This window comes from Desulfovibrio sp. TomC (assembly GCF_000801335.2).
Classification (GTDB): Bacteria; Desulfobacterota; Desulfovibrionia; order Desulfovibrionales; family Desulfovibrionaceae; genus Solidesulfovibrio.
In genome coordinates, this window is record NZ_JSEH01000006.1 from 53,873 (window position 1) to 73,246 (window position 19,374).

Genomic DNA, 19,374 nt, shown 5'->3' on the forward strand with positions numbered 1-19,374 from the left:
ACAATGGGCGGCGGACCGGCAACCGGAAACCGTCCCGGCCGGGCGGCTGCCCGGTCCAGACGACGTGCCTGCGGCCGAACCGCCAGCCTGTCACCACAGCCAAACCGCCCCGGCTTGACCTTTTACCCGACCGCGCGGTATTTCCTCAAAAGATATCCTGAAAGCGTCTGTACTCCCACAGGGTTGCCGCTGCCGGCCGGCAGCTTTGGGCGCACCCGCGCCCCGGGATACCGGCTGCAAGCTGCCGCAGGCGTTGCGACGGCCTCGCCGGCCCGGCACACATCGAGGAACTTCATGCGGATCAGCAAGTTCGCCATTCCCGAAATCATTTTCGGCCGGGGGAGCATCGTCCACTTGGCCTCCTGCGCCAAACGCCTGGGCGCGCGCCGGGTGCTGCTGGTGAGCGACCAGGGGCTGGTCGGCGCCGGCTGGGTGGAGCGCATCCAGGAAATCCTGCGCGACAACGGCCTGGAATGGATCTTTTTCGACGCCGTCAATTCCAATCCCCGCGACAATCAGGTCCATGCCGGGGCCGATATTTATAGCCGCGAGCGGGCCGACGTCATCATCGCCGTGGGCGGCGGCAGCCCCATGGACGCGGCCAAGGGCATTGCCACCATTGTCGGCAACGGCGGGCGCATCAATGACTACGAAGGGGCCAACCGCATCATGCGCCCCCTGCCCCCCATGATCTTTCTGCCGACCACCGCCGGCTCCGGCTCCGACATCTCCCAGTTCTGCATCATCACCGACGTGGCCCGGCAGGTCAAAATGTCCATCATCAGCCGGTCGCTGGTGCCCAACGTCTCCATCATCGACCCGCTGGTGCTTTTGACCAAGAGCGCGGAACTGATCATCTCCTCGGCCATCGACGCCTTTGCCCATGCCGTCGAGTCCTATCTTTCGCTTTTATCCTCGCCCTTTACCGAGCATCAGGCCCTAAAAGCCATTCGCCTGATCGCCCACAACCTGCATCCGGCCCTGGAAGACCGCTCCATTGAAGCCCTGGAGAATTTGAGCATCGCCGCCACCTCGGCCGGCATGTCCTTTTCCAATGCCGGCCTTGGCATCGGCCACTCCCTGGCCCACTCCCTGGGCGGCCGGTTCGACGTGCTCCATGGCCTGGTCCACCCCATCCTCCTGCCGCCGGTCATGCGCTACAACCTGCCGACCAGCGTGGACAAGCTGGCCAATATCGGCCGCATTGTCTGCGGGCCGCGCATGTGCTCCAACGAATACATCGCCCAGGCCGGCATTGCCTGGCTGGAACGGTTCTGCGCCGATCTGCATGTGCCGGTGCGCCTGCGCGACATCCTGCCCGACAGCAGCTGCCTGGAAATCATTGCCAAGGCGGCGGTCAACGACGCCTGCACGCTGACCAACCCCCGGCCGGCCAGCTGGGAGTCGCTGCTTGGCGTGTGTCAGGAGGCCTGGTGATGCCCGGAAAGGGGCCGTCCCTCGAAGATCTGATCGGGATCGAACACAGCAAGCTGGGCTTTTTCCAGGAGTTGCGCCAGACCATCGAGGCCTTGAAGGACGCCAACGCCCAGTCCACCCAGCGTCGCCGGGAAATCGCCGCCATCCTCGACGGCATAACCGACATCATGATGGTGCTCTCAAGCGACCTGCGCATCCTCTCGGTCAACCACGTCTTTCGCCAGACCTTTCCCGACACGCCCCATCCCGAAGGCATGCACTGCTACCAGATCTTTCGCGGCGACGACCAGCCCTGCCCCAACTGCCCGGCCAGCGCCTCCTTTGCCACCGGCGACATCTGCCGCGAGACCGCGATTTTCAAGATCGGCGGCAAGAACACCCAGTTTGAGATGGTGGCCTCGCCCATCCGGCGTCCCGAGGCCCCGGAAAGCCACATCCTGGTGTTCAAGCGCGACGTCAGCCGGGAAAAGGACTATCAGGCCAAGTTCTATCAGGCCGAAAAAATGGCCACCATCGGCATGTTGGCCACGGGCGTGGCCCACGAGGTCAATAACCCGCTCACCGCCATCTTCGGCTTTGCCGAGGGCTTGCGCCGCCGGTTGCCGGCGCTCAAAGAAACGGTTGATCCCCAGGTGATGGAGGACGTGGAAGACTATGTGGCCACGATCATGCGCGAATGCCGGCGCTGCCAGGACATCGTCACCACGCTGTTGACCTTCAGCCGCCAAAAGACCGTGAGCTTTGCCGCCGTGAGCTTAAACGCCGTGGTCAACGACACGCTCAAGCTCCTGCGCAGCCATCTGCGGCAACGCAACCAGGCCAAAATCACCATGCGCGTGGAATTAAGCGAAAATCTGCCCATGGTGCACGGCGACGAACATCAGATCAAGCAGGTCATGCTCAATTTGCTGGTCAACGCCATGGACGCCATCGCCGGCCCCGGGCGCATCATCATCACCACCTTCCAATCCTCCCAGGGCGCGGTCTGCCTGTCGGTGGAAGACTCCGGGTGCGGCATCCCCGCCGACCACATGGACAAATTGTTCGAACCCTTTTTCACCACCAAGCGCTCCGGCAAGGGCATCGGCATCGGGCTTTCCACCTGCATGTCCATCGTTAAAAAACACCAAGGGGAAATCGCGGTCAAAAGCGAGCCGGGAAGCGGCGCGACGTTTACCGTCAAGTTCCCTGTCAATACGGATAAAACCACGTGACCAGCCCTTATTCCGTTCTGGTGGTGGACGACGAACCGTCCATCGGCAAGCTGCTCAAAAAAGAACTGTCCACGCCGTCAAGGGCCGTGACCGCCGCCGAGAGCGCCCAGCAGGCCCGGGAGATGCTGCGCCGCAACACCTACGAGGTGGCGGTTTTGGACCTGCGTCTGCCCGACGCCGACGGCCTGGACCTGCTGGTGGAGATCCGCCAGCACTCCCCGGACGTCGAAGTCATCATCATCACCGGCCACGGCAACATCGACAGCGCCGTGGAAGCCATGAAACTCGGGGCCTATGACTACATCACCAAGCCCTTTAATCTCGAAGAGCTGGAACTGGTGGTGGAGCGGGCCTACCAGCGGGCCTGCCTGCGCTTTGAAAACCGCCAGCTGCGCCACGCCCAGCGCCAGGCCCAGCCCCAGCAGATCGTCGGCAACTCCGCCGCCATCAAGCAGATCCGCTTTTTGATCGACAAAGTGGCCCCGACCGACGTGCCGGTGCTCATTACCGGCGAATCCGGGTCGGGCAAGGAAGTGGCGGCCACGGCCATCCAGGCCCGGTCCAAACGGGCCGAAAAGCCGTATGTCATCAAGAACTGCGCCACCTTGCAAAAGGAACTGGCCCGCTCGGAACTCTTTGGCTACGTCAAGGGGTCGTTTACCGGGGCCACGGAAAACCGCGAAGGCCTTATGACCTTTGCCAACAAGGGGACGCTGTTTCTCGACGAGATCGGCGAGCTGCCCATGGAAGTCCAGGCCTCGCTGTTGCGCACGCTGGAAAACAAGACCTACCGTCGGGTGGGCGACAAGGACGAGCGCACTTCCGATATCCGCCTCCTGTTTGCCACCAACCGCAATCTGGCCAAGGAAGTCGAGGCCGGACGGTTTCACGAGGCCCTTTTTCACCGCATCAACGTCTTTAATATCGAGCTGCCGCCGCTGCGCGACCGCAAGGAAGACATCCCGCTTCTGGTGGACTATTTCCTGGGCCGCATCGAAGGCGGCGGGGCCTACCGCGTGTCGGACAAGGCCATGGGCTGTCTTATCAACTACCACTGGCCGGGCAACATCCGGGAACTGCGAAACGTCATCGAGCGCGGCGTGATCCTGTCCGAGGCCGGGGTCATCACGGAAAACGCCCTGCCCCGCGAACTGTCGGTCAAGTCCGAGGGCGACAGCGATTTCCTGTCCCTGGAGGCCGTGGAGCGCGAACATATCGCCAAGGTGCTGGTCTGCTTCGCCAACAACCGCACGCTGGCCGCCACGGCCCTTGGCATCTCCCGAAAGACGCTCTACCGCAAAATTCGTGAATATAATCTGATGTGACGCACCGGCCGGGTCCGGCCCGGCCGGGTAAAAAAGCCACGTCGCCGCCAGCCCGGCCCGGTCCTCTGGGAACCGGCCGGGGCCAGTTCCGGCCAGCCGGGTCGTCCCATGTCGGCTGGCTACAATAAAATCCAATACTTCCAGTCGCTTCAAGCACCCAGCTGCCGTCGTCAAACCGCGTGTTACGCGGCCAGGCCGCATTCGCCTCCCCGGTATGTATCTTGCTGTTGGTCACGAAAACCCCCACGCCGGGTGTGACCGTCCCAACCGGGACAGTCCTCCCCTGGCGCGGCGACGATGCGCGGGCTTGCCTCCCCAAACGGACAGACCGCCCCGCTTCGCCCGACCAAAGGAGTACGTCATGGGAAGGCGAATCATCCAGCCCCTGCTGGCGGCGGCCGCCCTGGCCCTGGCCCTGCCCCTGGCCGCCAGGAGTGAAGAGCCAGCCGCCCGCTTTGTTGGCAGCGAAGTCTGCGCTCCCTGCCATGCCGCCCAGCACGAACGCTTCCTGCGCTATTCCAAAAAAGCCCATTCCTCCAAAAACCTGCGGCTTATGGCCAAGGGCCTCACCGACCAGGAACTGACCAGCTGCTATGGCTGCCACACCACCGGCTACGGCCGGCCGGGCGGTTTTACGAGCTTTGCGGCCACGCCGCAGTTGGCCGACGCCGGCTGCGAGGTCTGCCACGGCCCCGGATCGCTCCACGCCGCTTCGGGTGATCCGGCGGCCATCAAGGGCCGCCTCACCCTGGCCGACTGCGACCCCTGCCACAACGATTCCCGGGTCCGCTCCTTCGGCTATAAGCCCTTGCTCAATGCCGGCGCGCACTGACGCCCTGTCCCGAAACCGCCCACGGGCGCGTCGGGCCGGGGTTGCCAAGCCCTGCCGCGCCGCGCCGGAGAACCGCCATGGCTGTCCACCGCGTCCGATCCATCCGCGTCAAAGCCCTCGTCCTGGTCAGCCTGGTGGCTGCCGCCGCCCTGGCCGGGCTCTTTGCCGCCAACACCCTGTGGCAACGCGACATGACCCTGGCCCGCATCCGCCAGACCGGAGCCGGCGAGGCCGAACTGGTCAAGCTCATCGTCAGCGAACCGATGCTGATCGGCGACAACGCCGCCACCACAGCCCAGTTTCAGAAGATTGCCGCGGTCGGACAGCGGTTCAAGGCGTTTTTGACCGACTTTACCGGCCAGGTCACCTACGCCACCGACCCGGACAGCCTGCGCCGTCCCCTGGCCGCCTCCGCCCCGGGACCGGCCCTGGCCGCCATGCTCACCCGCGCCCTGGGACAAGCCGCAGACGGCGACGGCCTGGAAACGGCTCCTGACGGCACGGCCCGCTTTGCCACGGTCCGGGCCATCAAAAACGATCCCCAGTGCCACCATTGCCACGGCGCCTCCCGATCCATCCTCGGCGCGCTGGTCACCGTGGCCGACGTCAGCCCGGACATGGCCGCCCTGGCCGCCAACCAGCAGCGCACCGGCCTGCTCTCCCTGGCCGGGCTGGCCGTGCTGGTGGCCGGGCTGCTCCTTTTTATGAAACGCAGCATCATCGACCGGCTGGCCTTTCTGGCCGAGGCCAGCCAGCGCATGGCCACCGGTGACACCGCCCCCTGCCAGGCCGTGGCCAACCGCATCGCGGCCCGGCAACAGCGCGGGACCATGGATGAAATTTCCGTGCTCGGCTCGGCCCTGTGCACCCTGGTGGACAATCTGGGCCAGAAAATCGCCGAAGCCGACGAGAAAAGCCGCGAGGCGGCGGCCGAGGCCGACCGGGCCGGCGTCTGTCTGGCCGAGGCCGAAGCCGCCCGCGAGGCCGGGGCCCAGGCCCGGCATGAAGGCTCGGTCCAGGCCGCCCGCACCCTGGAAGGCGTGCTGGTCCATCTGGCCGAGGCCACCGACGCCCTGTCCGAAACCGTGGCCCAGGCCAGTTCCGGAGCCAGCGCCCAGAAGGATTCGGCCCAGGAAACAGCGGCCGCCATCAGCCAGATGAACGAAACCGTGCTTGACGTGGCCCGGACCGCCGCCGCCGCCGCCAAGACTTCGGCCGAGGCCAGGGACAAGGCCGACCAGGGGGCGGGCACCGTGCAGGAACTGGCCGGCTGCATTGACGGCGTGCAGCAGCTGGCCGAAGGCCTGCGCGGCGACATCATTGCCCTTGGCCGGGAAGCGCAAGGCATCGGCACCATCATCAACGTCATCTCGGACATCGCCGACCAGACCAATCTGCTGGCCTTAAACGCCGCCATCGAGGCGGCCCGGGCCGGCGATGCCGGGCGCGGCTTTGCCGTGGTGGCCGACGAGGTACGCAAGCTGGCCGAGAAGACCATGCTGGCCACCAAGGACGTGGAGCGGGCCATCACCGGCATCCAGGCCGGCACCCAGACCCATGTGGCCAGCGTGCAGGCCGCGGCGTCGGCCATCGAAAGCGCTTCGACGCTGGCCAGGCGCTCGGGCGAGGCGCTTTCCGGCATCGTGGACCTGGTCACCAAGGCCTCCCGGCAGGTGGCCAATATCGCCGCCTCCTGCGAAGACCAGTCGGCGGTCAGCGACGAGATCGGCCGGGCGGTCGACAGCATCAGCGCCATTTCCCAGGAAACGGCCCAGGCCATGGCCCAGGCCGACGCCGCCGTTGGCCGGTTGGCTGCCCAGGCCGAAAGCCTCAAGCAACTCACCGACGACATGCTGGCCCAGCCCGGCTGCCCGGCCCTGACCTGACCAGGCGGGCCTTTCCCTGCGGCCGGCGGTAGGCACGCCGCCGGCCGCCCCCTGCTCCGCGCCCCCTGCTCCGCGCCCCCTGCTCCGCGCCCCCTGCTCCGCGCCCCCTGCTCCGCGCCCTGACTGCCGGACCAGGCCAAGGTCGCCCGCCCGGAAAAGGAGATGCACTCCTTCCTAAAACGTGCTACGTTTGTCGTAATTTCCAGGCAATTTGCCCGCTATCCCAGGCAGGCCTTTTTCAGACGCAAAAGGGGTGACATTTTGACCCATTTTTTGCCGACGGCTAGCGCACTTTGTCTTTACGGCTGTAACATACAGCAACTATTACTATTTCTAAAAAGCTACCCGACCTGTCGCCCTTTTCTTCCTGCCGTGAATCCCCATCCCTGCCCACTGCCACAGCGGCCTGGGAAATCCCAAAAATACAACATACTGTTTTTAAACAATATTATTAAGTGGCCCGGTTCTTGCTCAATGGCCAGGGAACGCACTCGCGCCAGGCTGACTCCGGGAGGAAATACGGGCAGCCCAGCCGGGTGCAGGATACCCCCTTAATTTGTGAAAATAATCACAAATTCCAAAGGGGAAGGACAGGAACGTATAAGGCCCACGCCACTGCTACCGACCGGCACAAGGCCGCAGGTCTGCACGACGCGCCAAGGCCCAAGGTATTGGACCCTCAAAACCCACAAGGAGAGGTGCCTCCGTATGCAAACTTCAACTTGTCAAGCGATCGGTGAATGCCGGATGCCGGACCATGCCGTATTGCCGCAACCACTGTACCGGGAAGTCGTCCAGTTCATTGAGGCGCTTCCGCAGAAAGAAGGCCATCTGGTCACGGTGCTGCACAAAGCCCAAAGCGTCTTTGGCTATCTGCCCATCGAAGTGCAGCAGTTCGTCGCCGACCACATGGAAGTGCCCCTGGCCCAGGTCTACGGCGTCGTCAGTTTCTACACCTTTTTCACCATGGTCCCCAAGGGCAAGCATCCCATCTCCATCTGCATGGGCACGGCCTGCTTCGTCAAAGGCGCGGACAAGGTCGTCCATGCCTTCAAGGAGCAGCTCAAGATCGATATCGGCGACGTGACCCCTGATGGCAAGTTCTCCATCGACACCCTGCGTTGTGTCGGCGGCTGCGCCCTGGCCCCCATCGTCATGGTCGGCGAGAAGGTCTACGGCAACGTCACCCCCGGACAGGTCAAGAAGATCCTGGCCGATTTCTAACGGACCAGGCACGCGCATCCATCCATGCCCTGCCAGCCAAGGAGCGCCACATGAGCACCATCGCCACCCTCGATGCCCTGCGGGCCAAGCGCGAAGAGATTCTCGCCCGCCAGAAGGCTCGCCAGAACAAAGTCCTTATTAACGTATCCCTGGCCACCTGTTCCATCGCCGCCGGCGGCAAAGTCGCCATGGAGGCCATGCAGGACGAAGTGGCCCTAAACGGACTGACCAACGTGGAATTTATGCAGTCGGGCTGCATGACCTTCTGCTTCGCCGAGCCCACCGTGGAAATCACCCTGCCCGGGAAGGACCCGGTTGTTTTCGGCGGCGTGGACGAAGCCAAGGCCCGTGAGCTTGTCACCGAGTACGTCATGAAGGGCGAACCGGTCGAAGGCATCATCCCCGTCACCTACCAACGAGTGGTCCTGTAACGCCAATCGGGAGACGACACATGGCAGCGACGACGCAAATAAAGCAGCTTCGGATCGCCACCCGCAATTGCGGTTTCATCGATCCCGAAAGCCTCGACGATTATATCGCCCAGCGCGGCTACGAGGCCTTGGCCAAAGTCCTCACCATGACCCCGGCCGAGGTCGTGGAAGTCATCAAAACCGCCGGCCTGCGCGGCCGGGGCGGCGGCGGCTTCCCCACCGGCGTCAAATGGGGCATCGCGCTCTCCAACAAGGCCGACCAGAAATACATGGTCTGCAACGCCGACGAAGGCGATCCGGGCGCGTTCATGGACCGCGCCGTCCTGGAAGGCGACCCTCATTCCATCGTCGAGGCCATGGCCATTGGCGGCTACGCCATCGGGGCCACCCTGGGCGCGGTCTACATCCGGGCCGAATATCCCCTGGCCATCAAACGCCTGAGAAAGGCCATCGACGACGCCAGGGCCATGGGCCTTCTCGGCAAGAACATCTTTGGCTCGGGCTTTGATTTCGACATCGAGATCAAGTACGGGGCCGGCGCGTTCGTGTGCGGCGAAGAAACCGCGCTCATTCGCTCCATGGAAGGCCATCGCGGCGAACCCGTCAGCAAGCCGCCCTTCCCGGCCCAGTCCGGCTATTGGAAAAAGCCCACCATCGTCAACAACGTCGAGACCTTCGCCAATGTCCCGGCCATCATTTTAAAGGGCGCGGACTGGTTCTCGTCGATCGGCACCGCCACCTCCAAGGGCACCAAGGTGTTCGCCCTGGCCGGCAAGATCGTCAACGTGGGCCTCATCGAAGTGCCCATGGGCACCTCGCTGCGCGAAGTCATCTTCGACATCGGCGGCGGCTGCCCCGACGGCAAGGAATTCAAGGCCGTCCAGACCGGCGGTCCCTCCGGCGGCGCCCTGGCCCACAAAGACCTCGACGTGGCCATCGACTATGAGTCGCTTATTGCCCGCAAGTCCATGATGGGCTCCGGCGGCATGGTGGTCATGGACGAGGACGACTGCATGGTCTCGGTGGCCAAGTTCTTCCTCGACTTCACCATGGACGAGACCTGCGGCAAGTGCACCCCGTGCCGCATCGGCTCCAAGCGCCTGTTTGAAATACTCGACAAGATCACCAAGGGCCACGGCACCCAGGCCGATCTGTCCCGGATGAAGACCCTGTGCGAGTCCATCAAGGATACGGCCCTGTGCGGCCTGGGCCAGACCATGCCCAACCCCATCCTCTCCACCATGGACACCTTCGCCAACGAGTACGAAGCCCACGTCACCCAGAAAAAGTGCCCGGCCCATGTCTGCACGGCCATGCTGACCTACACCATTGATCCGGCCAAGTGCACCGGTTGCACCCTGTGCACCAAGGTCTGTCCGGTGGAATGCATCTCCGGCACGAAGAAGCAGCCGCACGTCATCGATGCCTCCAAGTGCATCAAGTGCGGCGCCTGCTACGACAAGTGCAAGTTTGACTCCGTCATCAAGCTGTAAGGCCGAAGGAGGTCTGCAATGTCCATGCTGACAGTAACTATAGACGGCAAAACAACCACCGTCCCGGCCGGCAGCACCATCTTGGATGCCGCCAAGAAGCTGGATGTCGATATTCCGACCCTGTGCTACCTGAACCTCGAAGACCTGCGGGTCAACAATAACGTCGCCTCCTGCCGCATCTGCGTGGTCGAGGTCGAAGGCCGCCGCAATCTGGCCCCGGCCTGCGCCACCCCGGCTGCCGACAAGATGGTGGTCAAGACCAACACCTTGCGCGTCTTAAACGCCCGCAAGACCGTCCTTGAGCTGCTGCTCTCCGACCACCCCAAGGACTGCCTCGTGTGCGCCAAATCCGGCGAATGCGAGCTGCAGACCCTGGCCGAGAAGTTCGGCATCCGCGAGTCCCCCTACGACGGCGGCGAAATGTCCCACTACCGCAAGGACGTCTCGGCCTCCATCATCCGCGACATGGACAAGTGCATCATGTGCCGCCGCTGCGAGACCATGTGCAACGACGTCCAGACCTGCGGCGTGCTCTCCGGCGTCAACCGCGGCTTCACCGCCGTGGTCGCCCCGGCCTTTGAAATGAATCTGGCCGACACCGTCTGCACCAACTGCGGCCAGTGCGTGGCCGTGTGTCCGGTCGGCGCGCTGGTCGAACACGACCACAGCTGGGCTGTCGTCGACGCCCTGGCCGATACCGACAAGGTGGTCATCGTCCAGACCGCCCCGGCTGTCCGGGCCGCCCTGGGCGAAGACCTCGGCATCGCCCCCGGCACCTCGGTCACCGGCAAGATGGCCGCAGCGCTTCGCCGCCTGGGCTTTGACCACATCTTCGACACCGACTTCGCCGCCGACCTCACCATCATGGAAGAAGGTTCGGAATTCCTCGACCGCCTGACCCGCCACTTAAACGGCGACCAGACGGCCAAGCTGCCCATCCTGACCTCCTGCTGCCCCGGCTGGGTCAAGTTCTTCGAGCACAACTTCCCCGATATGCTCGACGTGCCCTCCACCGCCAAGTCGCCGCAGCAGATGTTCGGGGCCATCGCCAAGAGCTACTACGCCGAACTGCTCGGCATCCCGCGCGAGAAGCTCGTGGTCGTCTCGGTCATGCCCTGTCTGGCCAAGAAGTACGAACGCGCCCGGCCGGAATTCTCCGTGGACGGCAACCCCGACGTGGATATCGTCATCTCCACCCGGGAACTGGCCCGCCTGATCAAGCGCATGAACATCGACTTCGCCGGCCTGCCCGACGAAGACTTCGACAATCCCCTGGGCGAGTCCACCGGCGCGGCCCCGATCTTCGGCGTCACCGGCGGCGTTATCGAAGCCGCCCTGCGCACCGCCTATGAACTGGCCACCGGCGAAACGCTCCAAAAGGTGGACTTCGAAGACGTGCGCGGCATGGAAGGCGTGAAGGTCGCCACCGTCCAGGTCGGTCCCCACGAACTGCGCATCGGCATCGCCCACGGCCTGGGCAACGCCAGAAAGCTCTTGAACCGCGTGCGTGAAGGCGAAGTGTTCCACGCCATCGAAGTCATGGCCTGCCCCGGCGGCTGCATCGGCGGCGGCGGACAGCCCTACCACCACGGCGATATCGAATTGCTGAAGCTCCGCACCAAGGTGCTCTACGAAGAAGACGCCGGCAAGCCGCTGCGTAAGTCGCACCAGAACCCGTACATCATCGAACTGTACGAAAAGTTCCTGGGCAAGCCGCTGTCCGAAAAATCGCACCACCTGCTGCACACCCACTACTTCAAGCGCCAGCGCCTGTAGTCGGTAAAGAAATAAAGCATTGGAGAGGCGCTGCCTCTCCAAACCTCTCCGCCGGGGGGGATGATCCCCCCCGGCCCCCCTCGATGGGGGGTGAGAAGGAACGAAGTACCGGATCATTGACCAAGCGCCCTGCTGCCACGGGACGCTCCCGCCTCCGCCGGAACGTCGGGGCCGCCTGCCAAAGCGGCCCCGGCCAACGGCCCTGCCTCCAGCGGGAGTCCGGGCAAAAGGCCATCGACGACCTTTCCACCCACTCCCTTCCGGGGGTCCGGGGGGGTGCCCCCCCGGCGGGTGCAGGGCAGAGCCCTGCCGGAGAGGTCCAGGAGTGGCGGAGCCTCTCCTGGTGATCTTTTACAGCGTTCGTGTTACCCAAGCCGCCGCAGCGGCGTTCAGGGGACGGATGGTCCGGCCCCCTGCTCGTCGCACTGGGTCGCCTATCGGGGAGTGTGCTCCATGCGACAGGAAACTGATGCCCTGGGAGTACGGTCACTCCCCGAGGGCGCCCTTTACGGCATTCATACAGCGCGCGCCGCTGAAAATTTCCCTGTTTCCGGCCAGCCGGTCGCCCCCGAGCTGATCCGGGCCTATGCCCTGGTCAAGGCTGCCTGCGCCCTGGCCAATCTGGACACCGGCCATCTCGACCCTGGCCGGGCCGAGGCCATCGTGGCCGCCTGCCGCGAAGTGGCCGAGGGCCGCCACGCCGACCAGTTCATCGTGGACGCCTTTCAGGGCGGAGCCGGCACCTCCACCAACATGAACCTCAACGAGGTGGTGGCCAACCGCGCCCTCGAACTGCTCGGCCGCGCCCCGGGCGACCACGGGTTTTGCTCGCCGCTGGACCACGTCAATCTCCACCAGTCCACCAACGACACCTATCCGACCGCCCTTCGCGTGGCCGCCTTGCAGCTGTTAAAAGAGCTGGAGGGAACCACGGCCCGGCTGCAAGAGGCCTTGCAGGCCAAGGAGGCCGAATTCGCCCAGGTGGTCAAGGTCGGGCGCACCGAACTGATGGACGCCGTGCCCATGACCCTCGGCATGACCTTTGGGGCCTATGCCGAGGCCGTCTCCCGCGACCGCTGGCGCATTTTCAAATGCCGCGAACGCATCAAACAGGTGCCGCTTGGCGGCACGGCCGTAGGCACGGGCCTTGGCGCGCCCCGGGCCTATATCTTCAAGGCGGCCGAACATCTGCGCCATCTGACCGGCCTGCCTGTCTCCCGGGCGGAAAATCTCGTGGACGCCACGGCCAATGCCGACGCCTTTGTGGAAGTCTCGGGCATCCTGTCGGCCTATGCCGCCAATCTGCTGAAAATCGCCTCGGATCTGCGCCTATTGGCCAGCGGCCCGGCCACGGGCCTCGGCGAGATCCGGCTGCCGGCCCTCCAGGCCGGATCGTCGATCATGCCCGGCAAGGTCAATCCGGTCATCCCCGAGTGCGTCGGCCAGACGGCCCTGCGGGTCATGGGCAACCACCAGACCGTGACGCTCACCGCCGGCCTGGGGCAGCTCGAAATCAACCAGTACATGCCGCTTCTCGCCCACAGCCTGCTCGAATCGCTCCACCTCCTGCGCGACGCCTCGACTGTCTTTGCCGACAAATGCATCACCGGCATCACGGCCGACGAGGGCCGCTGCCAGGAGCTGGTGGACAAGAGCCAGGCCCTGGCCACGGTGCTGGTGCCGGCCCTTGGCTACGACACCGTCTCCCGGCTCTTGGCCGCCTCCCGCCAGGCCGGCCGGACCCTGACCGCCCACATGGCCGCCACCGGCGTCCTGGCCGAAGCCGACGCCGCCGGACTGCTCACGCCCAAACGCATGCGGAAATTGGGGTTTGAGGAGGAGGATTACGAATGCCTCCGGCGGCCAGGAGAGGCTCTGCCTCTCCTGGACCTCTCCGCCGGGGGGGGCACCCCCCCGGACCCCCGGACAGATGCGATGGATGGAAAGGAGAAAAAGTGATGGAGATGGAGCGGGAAAAGCCTTGGGTGGCGGCGGGACTGGAAGAGGTCGGATTGCCCGGGCGCGTGGCCCGGTCGGATCGGCTGTTTTTCCACGCTGCCGTCTATTCCAACTTTGCCCGGGACCGGGCCATGGCCGACGCCCTGGAAGCGGCCCTTTGCCGCCCGGAGTTTGAGCGGCTCGATGTCGTGTCGCTTGATCCGGTGGCCCGGCCGCCTTACTGGGACGAGTTTCGGCAGGTGCTGCGCCAGGATATGACCGCCTCGGCCATGCAGCGCGAATTTTCCGTGTCCGCTTCCTTTCTCGACGCCCTGGCCTCGCGCCATCCCCACAAGGTGCGCCTGTTTGTCACCATCGCCCTGCCCCTGGTCCCGGTGCTGGTTCTAGGCGACGCCGTCATCGCCGGGCACTACGCCCATTCGCCGGTGGCCGCGCCGCTTGGGCTGTGGCTGGTCATCCCGACCGACGCCGGCCGGCTGCTGGAGTTGGCCGAGGAAGGCAGCCGGGGCGATGCCCTGGAGCCCGTGGACGCCGGGGCCTACCGGCTGGTCTGCGACTGCCTGGCCGCCCGGGCCGTATCCCGCCGTCTGGCCTAGAGTGTGCGAGAAGAGGAAGAAAAGAGTGCCTCCGGCGGCCAAAGGGCAGTGCCCTTTGGAAACCCACCTGGAGAGCGTGTGATTTGACCGGGTGCGCGGCCCAGTCGACGGACGGAAGCTGCGCAAGAAAAAAGGATGGTCGCTGTGCGACAGGCTGAAATCGCCCAATTGCTGGCCGGGGCTGATGATCCCGGACTATTTTCCGCAGCCGAGGCGCTCACCCGGGAAAATTTCGCCGGCAAGGTCTATCTGCGCGGGGTAGTGGAATTTTCCAACCACTGCCGCAACAACTGCCGCTACTGCGGCCTGCGCGCGGCCAACCAAAACGTCCACCGCTACCGCCTGGGCGTTCCCGACATCCTGGCCTGCGCCGCCCTGGCCCGGGAACTGTCCATCGGCACCATCGTGGTCCAGTCGGGCGACGACTTCAGCTACACGGCCGACGACATCGCCCAGGTCATTGTCGGGGCCAAGGCCGACTCGAACGTGGCCGTCACCCTGTCCCTGGGCGACCGGACCGAAGCCGAGCTGGCCCACTGGCGCAGCTGCGGCGCGGACCGCTATCTGCTTAAAATCGAGACCTTTGACGAGGCCCTCTACGCCCACTGCCGCCCGGGCCTGACCGTGGCCGACCGGCTGACCCGCCTGGCTGCCCTGCGCCGGGCCGGCTACGAGGTCGGTTCCGGGGTCATTACCGACCTGCCCGGCATGACGCCGGACATCCTGGCCGCCGATCTTTTGAAGCTGGCCGATCTCGACCTCGACATGATCGCCGTCGGTCCCTTCGTGCCCCATCCCGACACGCCCTTTGGCCGGGAGCGCCCCGGCTCGATCCTGACCGCCTTTCGGGCCATGGCCATCCTGCGCCTGCTGGCCCCCCTGGCCAACATCCCCTCCACGTCGGCCTTAAACGCCCTGCGCGACGGGGCCAGGGAACAGGGCCTGACCGTCGGAGCCAATGTCGTCATGCCCTCGCTCACCCCGGAAACCGTCAGCCCGGATTACGCCATCTATCCCGGCAAAAACGCCTTCCGGGCCGGCGCCCGGGAGCGGGTCGAAGCCGCCCGGGAAGCCGTCCGCCGCGTCGGACTGACGCCCTCCACCGCTGTCGGCGGTTCCAAAAGGAGACACCATGGCTGAGAACAATGCCGAAAAAGCCCCGCGCGGCGTGCGCCTTGTCATCACCTTTGTCGGCCGCCGCAACGCCGGCAAGTCTTCGCTCATTAACGCCGTCACCGGCCAGGACGTGGCCATCGTGTCCGATGTCGCCGGCACCACCACCGATCCCGTGGCCAAGGCCTACGAACTGTTGCCCCTTGGGCCGGTGACGCTCTACGACACGGCCGGGCTTGACGACACCGGCGAACTCGGGGCGCTGCGCATCGCCGCGACCAAGAAGGTGCTGTGGCGCACGGACATTGCCGTGGTGGTGGTGGATGCGGCCGCCGGCCTTGGCCAGGCGGAACGGGACATGATCGAGGACATCCGCCGGCTCGACATTGCCTTTCTCATTGTCTTTAACAAGACCGATCTGGCCGCCCCGGCGGCGGCCGATGCGGCCTGGTGCCGGGAGCACGGCATCCGCACGGTGTCGGCCAGCGCCGCCAGCGGCCAGGGGGCGATAGCGGTCAAGGAAGCGATCATGGCCCTGGCCCCGGCCGAGAACCTGCGCGAGCCGGTCCTTTGCGGCGATCTCTTTACCGAGGGCGACACGGTGGTGTGCGTCGTGCCCATTGATCTGGCCGCGCCCAAGGGCCGCCTCATCTTGCCGCAAGTCCAGGTCTTGCGCGAAATTCTTGACGGCGACGGCATTGCCGTCACGGTCAAGGACCGGGAACTGGAAGCGGCCCTGTCCAATCTGCGCCGGCCGCCGGCCCTGGTGGTCACCGATTCCCAGGTGATCCTCAAAGTCTCGGGCGACGTGCCCGACGCGGTGCCGCTGACCACTTTTTCCACGCTCTTTGCCCGCTACAAGGGCGATCTGCCGACCCTGGCCGCCGGGGCTGCGGCCATCGACCGCCTGCGCGACGGCGACACCGTGCTCATGGCCGAGGCCTGCTCCCACCATGCCCAGGCCGACGACATCGGCCGGGTGAAAATTCCCCGCTGGATTGCCCAGTACACGGGCCGGGACCTGCAATTTGAAATGTACACCGGCCATGATTTCCCGGACGATCTGGAGCGTTACGCTCTGGTCGTGCACTGCGGCTCGTGCATGCTCGGGCGCGTGGAAATGCTGCGGCGCATCCGCGAATGCGTGCGCCGGGGCGTGCCGGTGACCAACTACGGCGTGGCCATCTCCAAGGTCCAGGGCGTGCTTGACCGGGTACTGGCCCCGGTTCTGCGCTAGGCAAGAGAGAAAAAAAGAGTGCCTCCGGCGGCCAAAGGGCTGTGCCCTTTGGAAACCCACCTGGGGTTCGTCTTATTTGACCAGATCCGCAGGCAAGTCGACGGGCGGAAGTCGCGTAACAAAAAAAGGAAAAGGGATAAACGAGTGGTCTGCGCTCTTGGAAGAGGCAGTGTTGACGAGGCGACAAGCCCGTGGCAGGAATGCGGGATGGACCGGGAAGAAGTGATTCAGGCTGCGCTGCCGCTGTTGCAGCAAACAGATTTCGTCCTTCGGGCCGCACTGTTTGGTTCGTTCGCCCGCGCCCGGCAAACCAAAGCCAGCGATGTGGACGTCTTGGTGGATGTCCGGCCCGGGACAGGCCTTTTCGCCCTGGAGGAGTTGCGGCTGTCCCTGGAGCGCATTCTCGGCCGGCATGTGGATGTGGTCTCGCGCCAGGGGCTAAAGCCCCGCCTGCTGCAACACATCATGCCGGAACAGTTGATTTTCTATGAACAAAGATAGTCTGGTTCTTCTGGAAGAAAGGCTGGAGGCCGCCAGGGCCATCATTGAATATACGCAGCGATTGAACCAGGATGACTTCCTCGGCGACGCCCGCACAAAAGACGCCGTCTGTATGCGGCTTTTGACTCTTGGCGAATCGGCCGGGGTGCTGCTGCGCACCTTTCCCGATTTCGAGAGCCGCTTCCCAGACATTCCCTGGCGAGCCATGTCAGGGCTTCGCAATCATATCGCCCACGAATACTTCGGCTTGGATATTGCCATGGTCTGGGAAACAGCCACGGCGGATATCCCGGCCCTGTCCAGACAACTGGAGCGGCTGCTGCGCACGGTATCCTTGCCCGGCCCTGGCCCCTTCACACCGGAAAGATCAGGGTAAAACGCGCGCCGCCGGCATTTTCCGCCCGAACCTGACCCTGCAGCTGCCGGGTCAGGTTGGCCACAAGCTGCATCCCGAGACTCTCCGTGCCTTCGATGGAAAATCCCTCCGGCAACCCCTTGCCGTGGTCGCCAACCGTCACCCGGATCGTGTCGCCCTCCAGACGCGCCCCCACCTGCACCTCGCCGCTCTGGCCCGGCCCATAGGCATGTTTGATGGCATTGGTGATCAGTTCATTGAGCACCAGACCAAGCGGCGCAGCCTTTTCAATGGACACGAAAATCGGCTCCAGGCCCAATTTGCAGCAGACGCCGCCCCGTTGCCCGAGGCTGCTTTGGAGTTGTCCGGCCAGCCGGGTCACATAATCGGCCAGGTCGATGTGGCCGAAATCCCCGCTGCGGTAGAGTCCCTCGTGGACCAGGGCCATGGAGGCAATGCGGGTGCGGCTTTCCAGCAGCACCGCCCGGGCCTCGGCATTGGCCGTGACCTCGGCCTGGAGGAAAAACAGGCTGGAAATAACCTGCAAATTGTTCTTCACCCGATGGTGGACTTCCCGCAGGAGCAGTTCCTTGTCTTTGAGGGATTGGCGCAGGGCCTCCTCAGCCACCCGGCGCTCGGTGATGTCCTCGACCACGAACACAAAATAGTCCGGCCGGCCGGCATCATCGCGCACCAGGGACACGGTCAGGTTGACCTGGATCGACACCCCGTCCGGCCGGATACAGCGGCCTTGCCTGGCAAATGTTTCGAGCCGCCCGGCCAGACTTTCCTCGACCCGGGCTTCCACCGCCGCCATGTCTTCGGGGACGATGGCCTCGACCAGGGAATGGCCCAGGAGTTCCTGGCGGGAACAGCCAACCAATTGGCACAACCGGTCGTTGACCAGCAGCCACTGCCCATCCGTTGAAACATGGGCCATGCCCACGGCCGCCTGCTCAAAGGAAGAGCGGAACAGGCGTTCGTTTTTGACCAGCCCCTGGGCCATGTCGGCAAAGGCTCCTTCAAAGACGCACAGTTCGGCAAAGGCCCCGGAGTCGCCCGCCGCCGCGCTTGTACCCGCCGGCAGGCTGGCCGCAAACCGGGCCAACGGCTCTTCGACCTGCTGCCGCAAGGCCTTGCGCAACAGCACCCAGGCCAGCACAAACGCGCCGGCCATGAAGACGAACAGGACGGCGACCGTGTACAGGGCCGGGGCCACCAGCTCAGACACCGGCACTGTCGGCAACACAAACCAGCCGCAATCGTCCACCACTCCCACCGTGCCGAGCCAGAACCGCCCCCTGGCCCGATAGACCAGATGGTGTTTGCCGGCCTTGGCCGCCGCAAAAAGCGGCGTATCGCCAATATTGGCCTGTTCGGCCACCAACCGGGCTTCGGGATGGATAATGAGATTGCCGTAGGCGTCGCAGGCCAGAATGTACCCGCCGGCCAAGGGAGCCAATTGGGTCAGGCGGTCGCCCAGCCCGGCCAGATCGAGTTCACCGGCCAGGATGCCGCCCGTGGCTGTCCGCACCCCGATAGAAACCACCAGCCGGCCGTCTATGGGCGAGGGTTGGGGTCGTGACAACAGGAGGCGGCCGTTTTGCTGGTTGTCGAAATCGATGGGGAAAACCGCCCCCTGCAACCCCGACGGCACGGCCTGGGCCACGGTGCCGTCGGCTGTAATCCACAGCAGCCGGCGAAACGACGGCGAAACCGCCAGCAGATCGGACAACAACCCGGGCCGGACCGGTTCCCCATCCGGAGACGCCCGCCCGACAAAGGTTTCCAGGGTGTGAAAGGCCTCGTCGAGCGAGGTTGCGACGAAGGTGGCCAGGGTTGCGGCCAGCCGGGTGTTGTCCCGTTCCAAGGTCCGCCACTGCATGAAGATCATGGCCGCAGCCATAAGCGACAGCAAGGCCAGCCCCGGAGCCACCAGACGGACAAGCAGACTGCGGCTGACAATGCGGCTGACCGGCGAGGGGCGCATAGGGC

Annotated in this window: 16 protein-coding genes; 15 read left to right on the plus strand and 1 reads right to left on the minus strand. The window is 64.8% G+C overall.

Features of this window, described 5'->3' with window-relative positions:
* Nucleotides 1–294 precede the first annotated feature (294 nt).
* The 15 genes from NY78_RS07135 to NY78_RS07205 all read left to right on the plus strand — a co-directional run bounded on the left by NY78_RS07135 (nt 295) and on the right by NY78_RS07205 (nt 17,400).
* Nucleotides 295–1,437 carry an iron-containing alcohol dehydrogenase gene (locus NY78_RS07135; protein ID WP_043633651.1) on the plus strand — a complete coding sequence of 381 codons (1,143 nt, stop codon included), beginning with the start codon at nt 295–297 and terminating at the stop codon, nt 1,435–1,437.
* Nucleotides 1,437–2,651: a two-component system sensor histidine kinase NtrB gene (locus NY78_RS07140; protein ID WP_043633653.1), complete on the plus strand. Its 1,215-nt coding sequence runs from the start codon at nt 1,437–1,439 to the stop codon at nt 2,649–2,651. The genes NY78_RS07135 and NY78_RS07140 overlap by 1 nt, the downstream gene beginning before the upstream one ends.
* Nucleotides 2,648–3,976 (plus strand): sigma-54-dependent transcriptional regulator, encoded by a 1,329-nt coding sequence (locus tag NY78_RS07145; protein ID WP_043633656.1) that lies wholly within the window; start codon nt 2,648–2,650, stop codon nt 3,974–3,976. Before NY78_RS07140 ends, NY78_RS07145 begins: the two co-directional genes overlap by 4 nt.
* 361 nt (nt 3,977–4,337) lie before the next feature.
* Nucleotides 4,338–4,808, plus strand: a complete 471-nt coding sequence (locus tag NY78_RS07150) for a cytochrome c family protein (protein WP_043633659.1) — start codon at nt 4,338–4,340, stop codon at nt 4,806–4,808.
* Nucleotides 4,809–4,885: 77 nt separating this feature from the next.
* Nucleotides 4,886–6,694 carry a methyl-accepting chemotaxis protein gene (locus tag NY78_RS07155; protein ID WP_043633662.1) on the plus strand — a complete coding sequence of 603 codons (1,809 nt, stop codon included), beginning with the start codon at nt 4,886–4,888 and terminating at the stop codon, nt 6,692–6,694.
* 708 nt (nt 6,695–7,402) lie between these two features.
* Entirely contained in the window at nt 7,403–7,918 is a 516-nt protein-coding gene (gene hndA / locus NY78_RS07160) for an NADP-reducing hydrogenase subunit HndA (protein WP_043633664.1), read from the plus strand.
* A gap of 50 nt (nt 7,919–7,968) precedes the next feature.
* The gene (locus NY78_RS07165) at nt 7,969–8,349 is read left to right on the plus strand and encodes a (2Fe-2S) ferredoxin domain-containing protein (RefSeq protein WP_043633668.1); all 381 of its coding nucleotides are present in this window, start codon (nt 7,969–7,971) and stop codon (nt 8,347–8,349) included.
* Nucleotides 8,350–8,369: 20 nt separating this feature from the next.
* Nucleotides 8,370–9,842, plus strand: coding sequence for an NADH-ubiquinone oxidoreductase-F iron-sulfur binding region domain-containing protein (locus NY78_RS07170; RefSeq protein WP_043633670.1), 1,473 nt, complete (start codon nt 8,370–8,372; stop codon nt 9,840–9,842).
* An 18-nt stretch (nt 9,843–9,860) separates the two neighbouring features.
* Entirely contained in the window at nt 9,861–11,618 is a 1,758-nt protein-coding gene (locus NY78_RS07175) for an NADH-dependent [FeFe] hydrogenase, group A6 (RefSeq protein ID WP_043633673.1), read from the plus strand.
* Nucleotides 11,619–12,071: 453 nt separating this feature from the next.
* Entirely contained in the window at nt 12,072–13,577 is a 1,506-nt protein-coding gene (locus tag NY78_RS07180; RefSeq protein WP_043633676.1) for an aspartate ammonia-lyase, read from the plus strand.
* Nucleotides 13,577–14,173: a hypothetical protein gene (locus NY78_RS07185; RefSeq protein ID WP_047960074.1), complete on the plus strand. Its 597-nt coding sequence runs from the start codon at nt 13,577–13,579 to the stop codon at nt 14,171–14,173. The genes NY78_RS07180 and NY78_RS07185 overlap by 1 nt, the downstream gene beginning before the upstream one ends.
* A 144-nt stretch (nt 14,174–14,317) precedes the next feature.
* Nucleotides 14,318–15,313: a [FeFe] hydrogenase H-cluster radical SAM maturase HydE gene (hydE, locus tag NY78_RS07190; RefSeq protein WP_043633678.1), complete on the plus strand. Its 996-nt coding sequence runs from the start codon at nt 14,318–14,320 to the stop codon at nt 15,311–15,313.
* Nucleotides 15,306–16,523 carry a [FeFe] hydrogenase H-cluster maturation GTPase HydF gene (hydF, locus tag NY78_RS07195; RefSeq protein WP_043633679.1) on the plus strand — a complete coding sequence of 406 codons (1,218 nt, stop codon included), beginning with the start codon at nt 15,306–15,308 and terminating at the stop codon, nt 16,521–16,523. The genes hydE and hydF overlap by 8 nt, the downstream gene beginning before the upstream one ends.
* 207 nt (nt 16,524–16,730) lie before the next feature.
* Nucleotides 16,731–17,024, plus strand: coding sequence for a nucleotidyltransferase family protein (locus NY78_RS07200; RefSeq protein WP_043633680.1), 294 nt, complete (start codon nt 16,731–16,733; stop codon nt 17,022–17,024).
* Complete coding sequence (locus NY78_RS07205) at nt 17,011–17,400, plus strand: HepT-like ribonuclease domain-containing protein (RefSeq protein WP_047960075.1); 390 nt, start codon at nt 17,011–17,013, stop codon at nt 17,398–17,400. Before NY78_RS07200 ends, NY78_RS07205 begins: the two co-directional genes overlap by 14 nt.
* On the opposite strand, the gene NY78_RS07210 is transcribed toward NY78_RS07205, so the two are convergent.
* A complete protein-coding gene (locus tag NY78_RS07210) occupies nt 17,378–19,369 on the minus strand; it encodes a sensor histidine kinase (protein WP_043633682.1) in 1,992 nt (663 codons plus the stop codon). The genes NY78_RS07205 and NY78_RS07210 overlap by 23 nt on opposite strands.
* Nucleotides 19,370–19,374 lie beyond the last annotated feature (5 nt).

What these genes read in the sequence shown, in the direction of transcription:
- NY78_RS07180 (WP_043633676.1), top strand. Translation starts at nt 12,072, where the DNA reads ATGCGACAGGAAACTGATGCCCTGGGAGTACGGTCACTCCCCGAGGGC.
- NY78_RS07205 (WP_047960075.1), top strand. Translation starts at nt 17,011, where the DNA reads ATGAACAAAGATAGTCTGGTTCTTCTGGAAGAAAGGCTGGAGGCCGCC.
- NY78_RS07165 (WP_043633668.1), top strand. Translation starts at nt 7,969, where the DNA reads ATGAGCACCATCGCCACCCTCGATGCCCTGCGGGCCAAGCGCGAAGAG.
- hydF (WP_043633679.1), top strand. Translation starts at nt 15,306, where the DNA reads ATGGCTGAGAACAATGCCGAAAAAGCCCCGCGCGGCGTGCGCCTTGTC.
- NY78_RS07140 (WP_043633653.1), top strand. Translation starts at nt 1,437, where the DNA reads ATGCCCGGAAAGGGGCCGTCCCTCGAAGATCTGATCGGGATCGAACAC.
- NY78_RS07175 (WP_043633673.1), top strand. Translation starts at nt 9,861, where the DNA reads ATGTCCATGCTGACAGTAACTATAGACGGCAAAACAACCACCGTCCCG.
- NY78_RS07210 (WP_043633682.1), bottom strand. Translation starts at nt 19,369, where the DNA reads ATGCGCCCCTCGCCGGTCAGCCGCATTGTCAGCCGCAGTCTGCTTGTC.
- NY78_RS07200 (WP_043633680.1), top strand. Translation starts at nt 16,731, where the DNA reads ATGGACCGGGAAGAAGTGATTCAGGCTGCGCTGCCGCTGTTGCAGCAA.
- NY78_RS07155 (WP_043633662.1), top strand. Translation starts at nt 4,886, where the DNA reads ATGGCTGTCCACCGCGTCCGATCCATCCGCGTCAAAGCCCTCGTCCTG.
- NY78_RS07185 (WP_047960074.1), top strand. Translation starts at nt 13,577, where the DNA reads ATGGAGATGGAGCGGGAAAAGCCTTGGGTGGCGGCGGGACTGGAAGAG.
- NY78_RS07170 (WP_043633670.1), top strand. Translation starts at nt 8,370, where the DNA reads ATGGCAGCGACGACGCAAATAAAGCAGCTTCGGATCGCCACCCGCAAT.
- hndA (WP_043633664.1), top strand. Translation starts at nt 7,403, where the DNA reads ATGCAAACTTCAACTTGTCAAGCGATCGGTGAATGCCGGATGCCGGAC.
- NY78_RS07150 (WP_043633659.1), top strand. Translation starts at nt 4,338, where the DNA reads ATGGGAAGGCGAATCATCCAGCCCCTGCTGGCGGCGGCCGCCCTGGCC.
- NY78_RS07135 (WP_043633651.1), top strand. Translation starts at nt 295, where the DNA reads ATGCGGATCAGCAAGTTCGCCATTCCCGAAATCATTTTCGGCCGGGGG.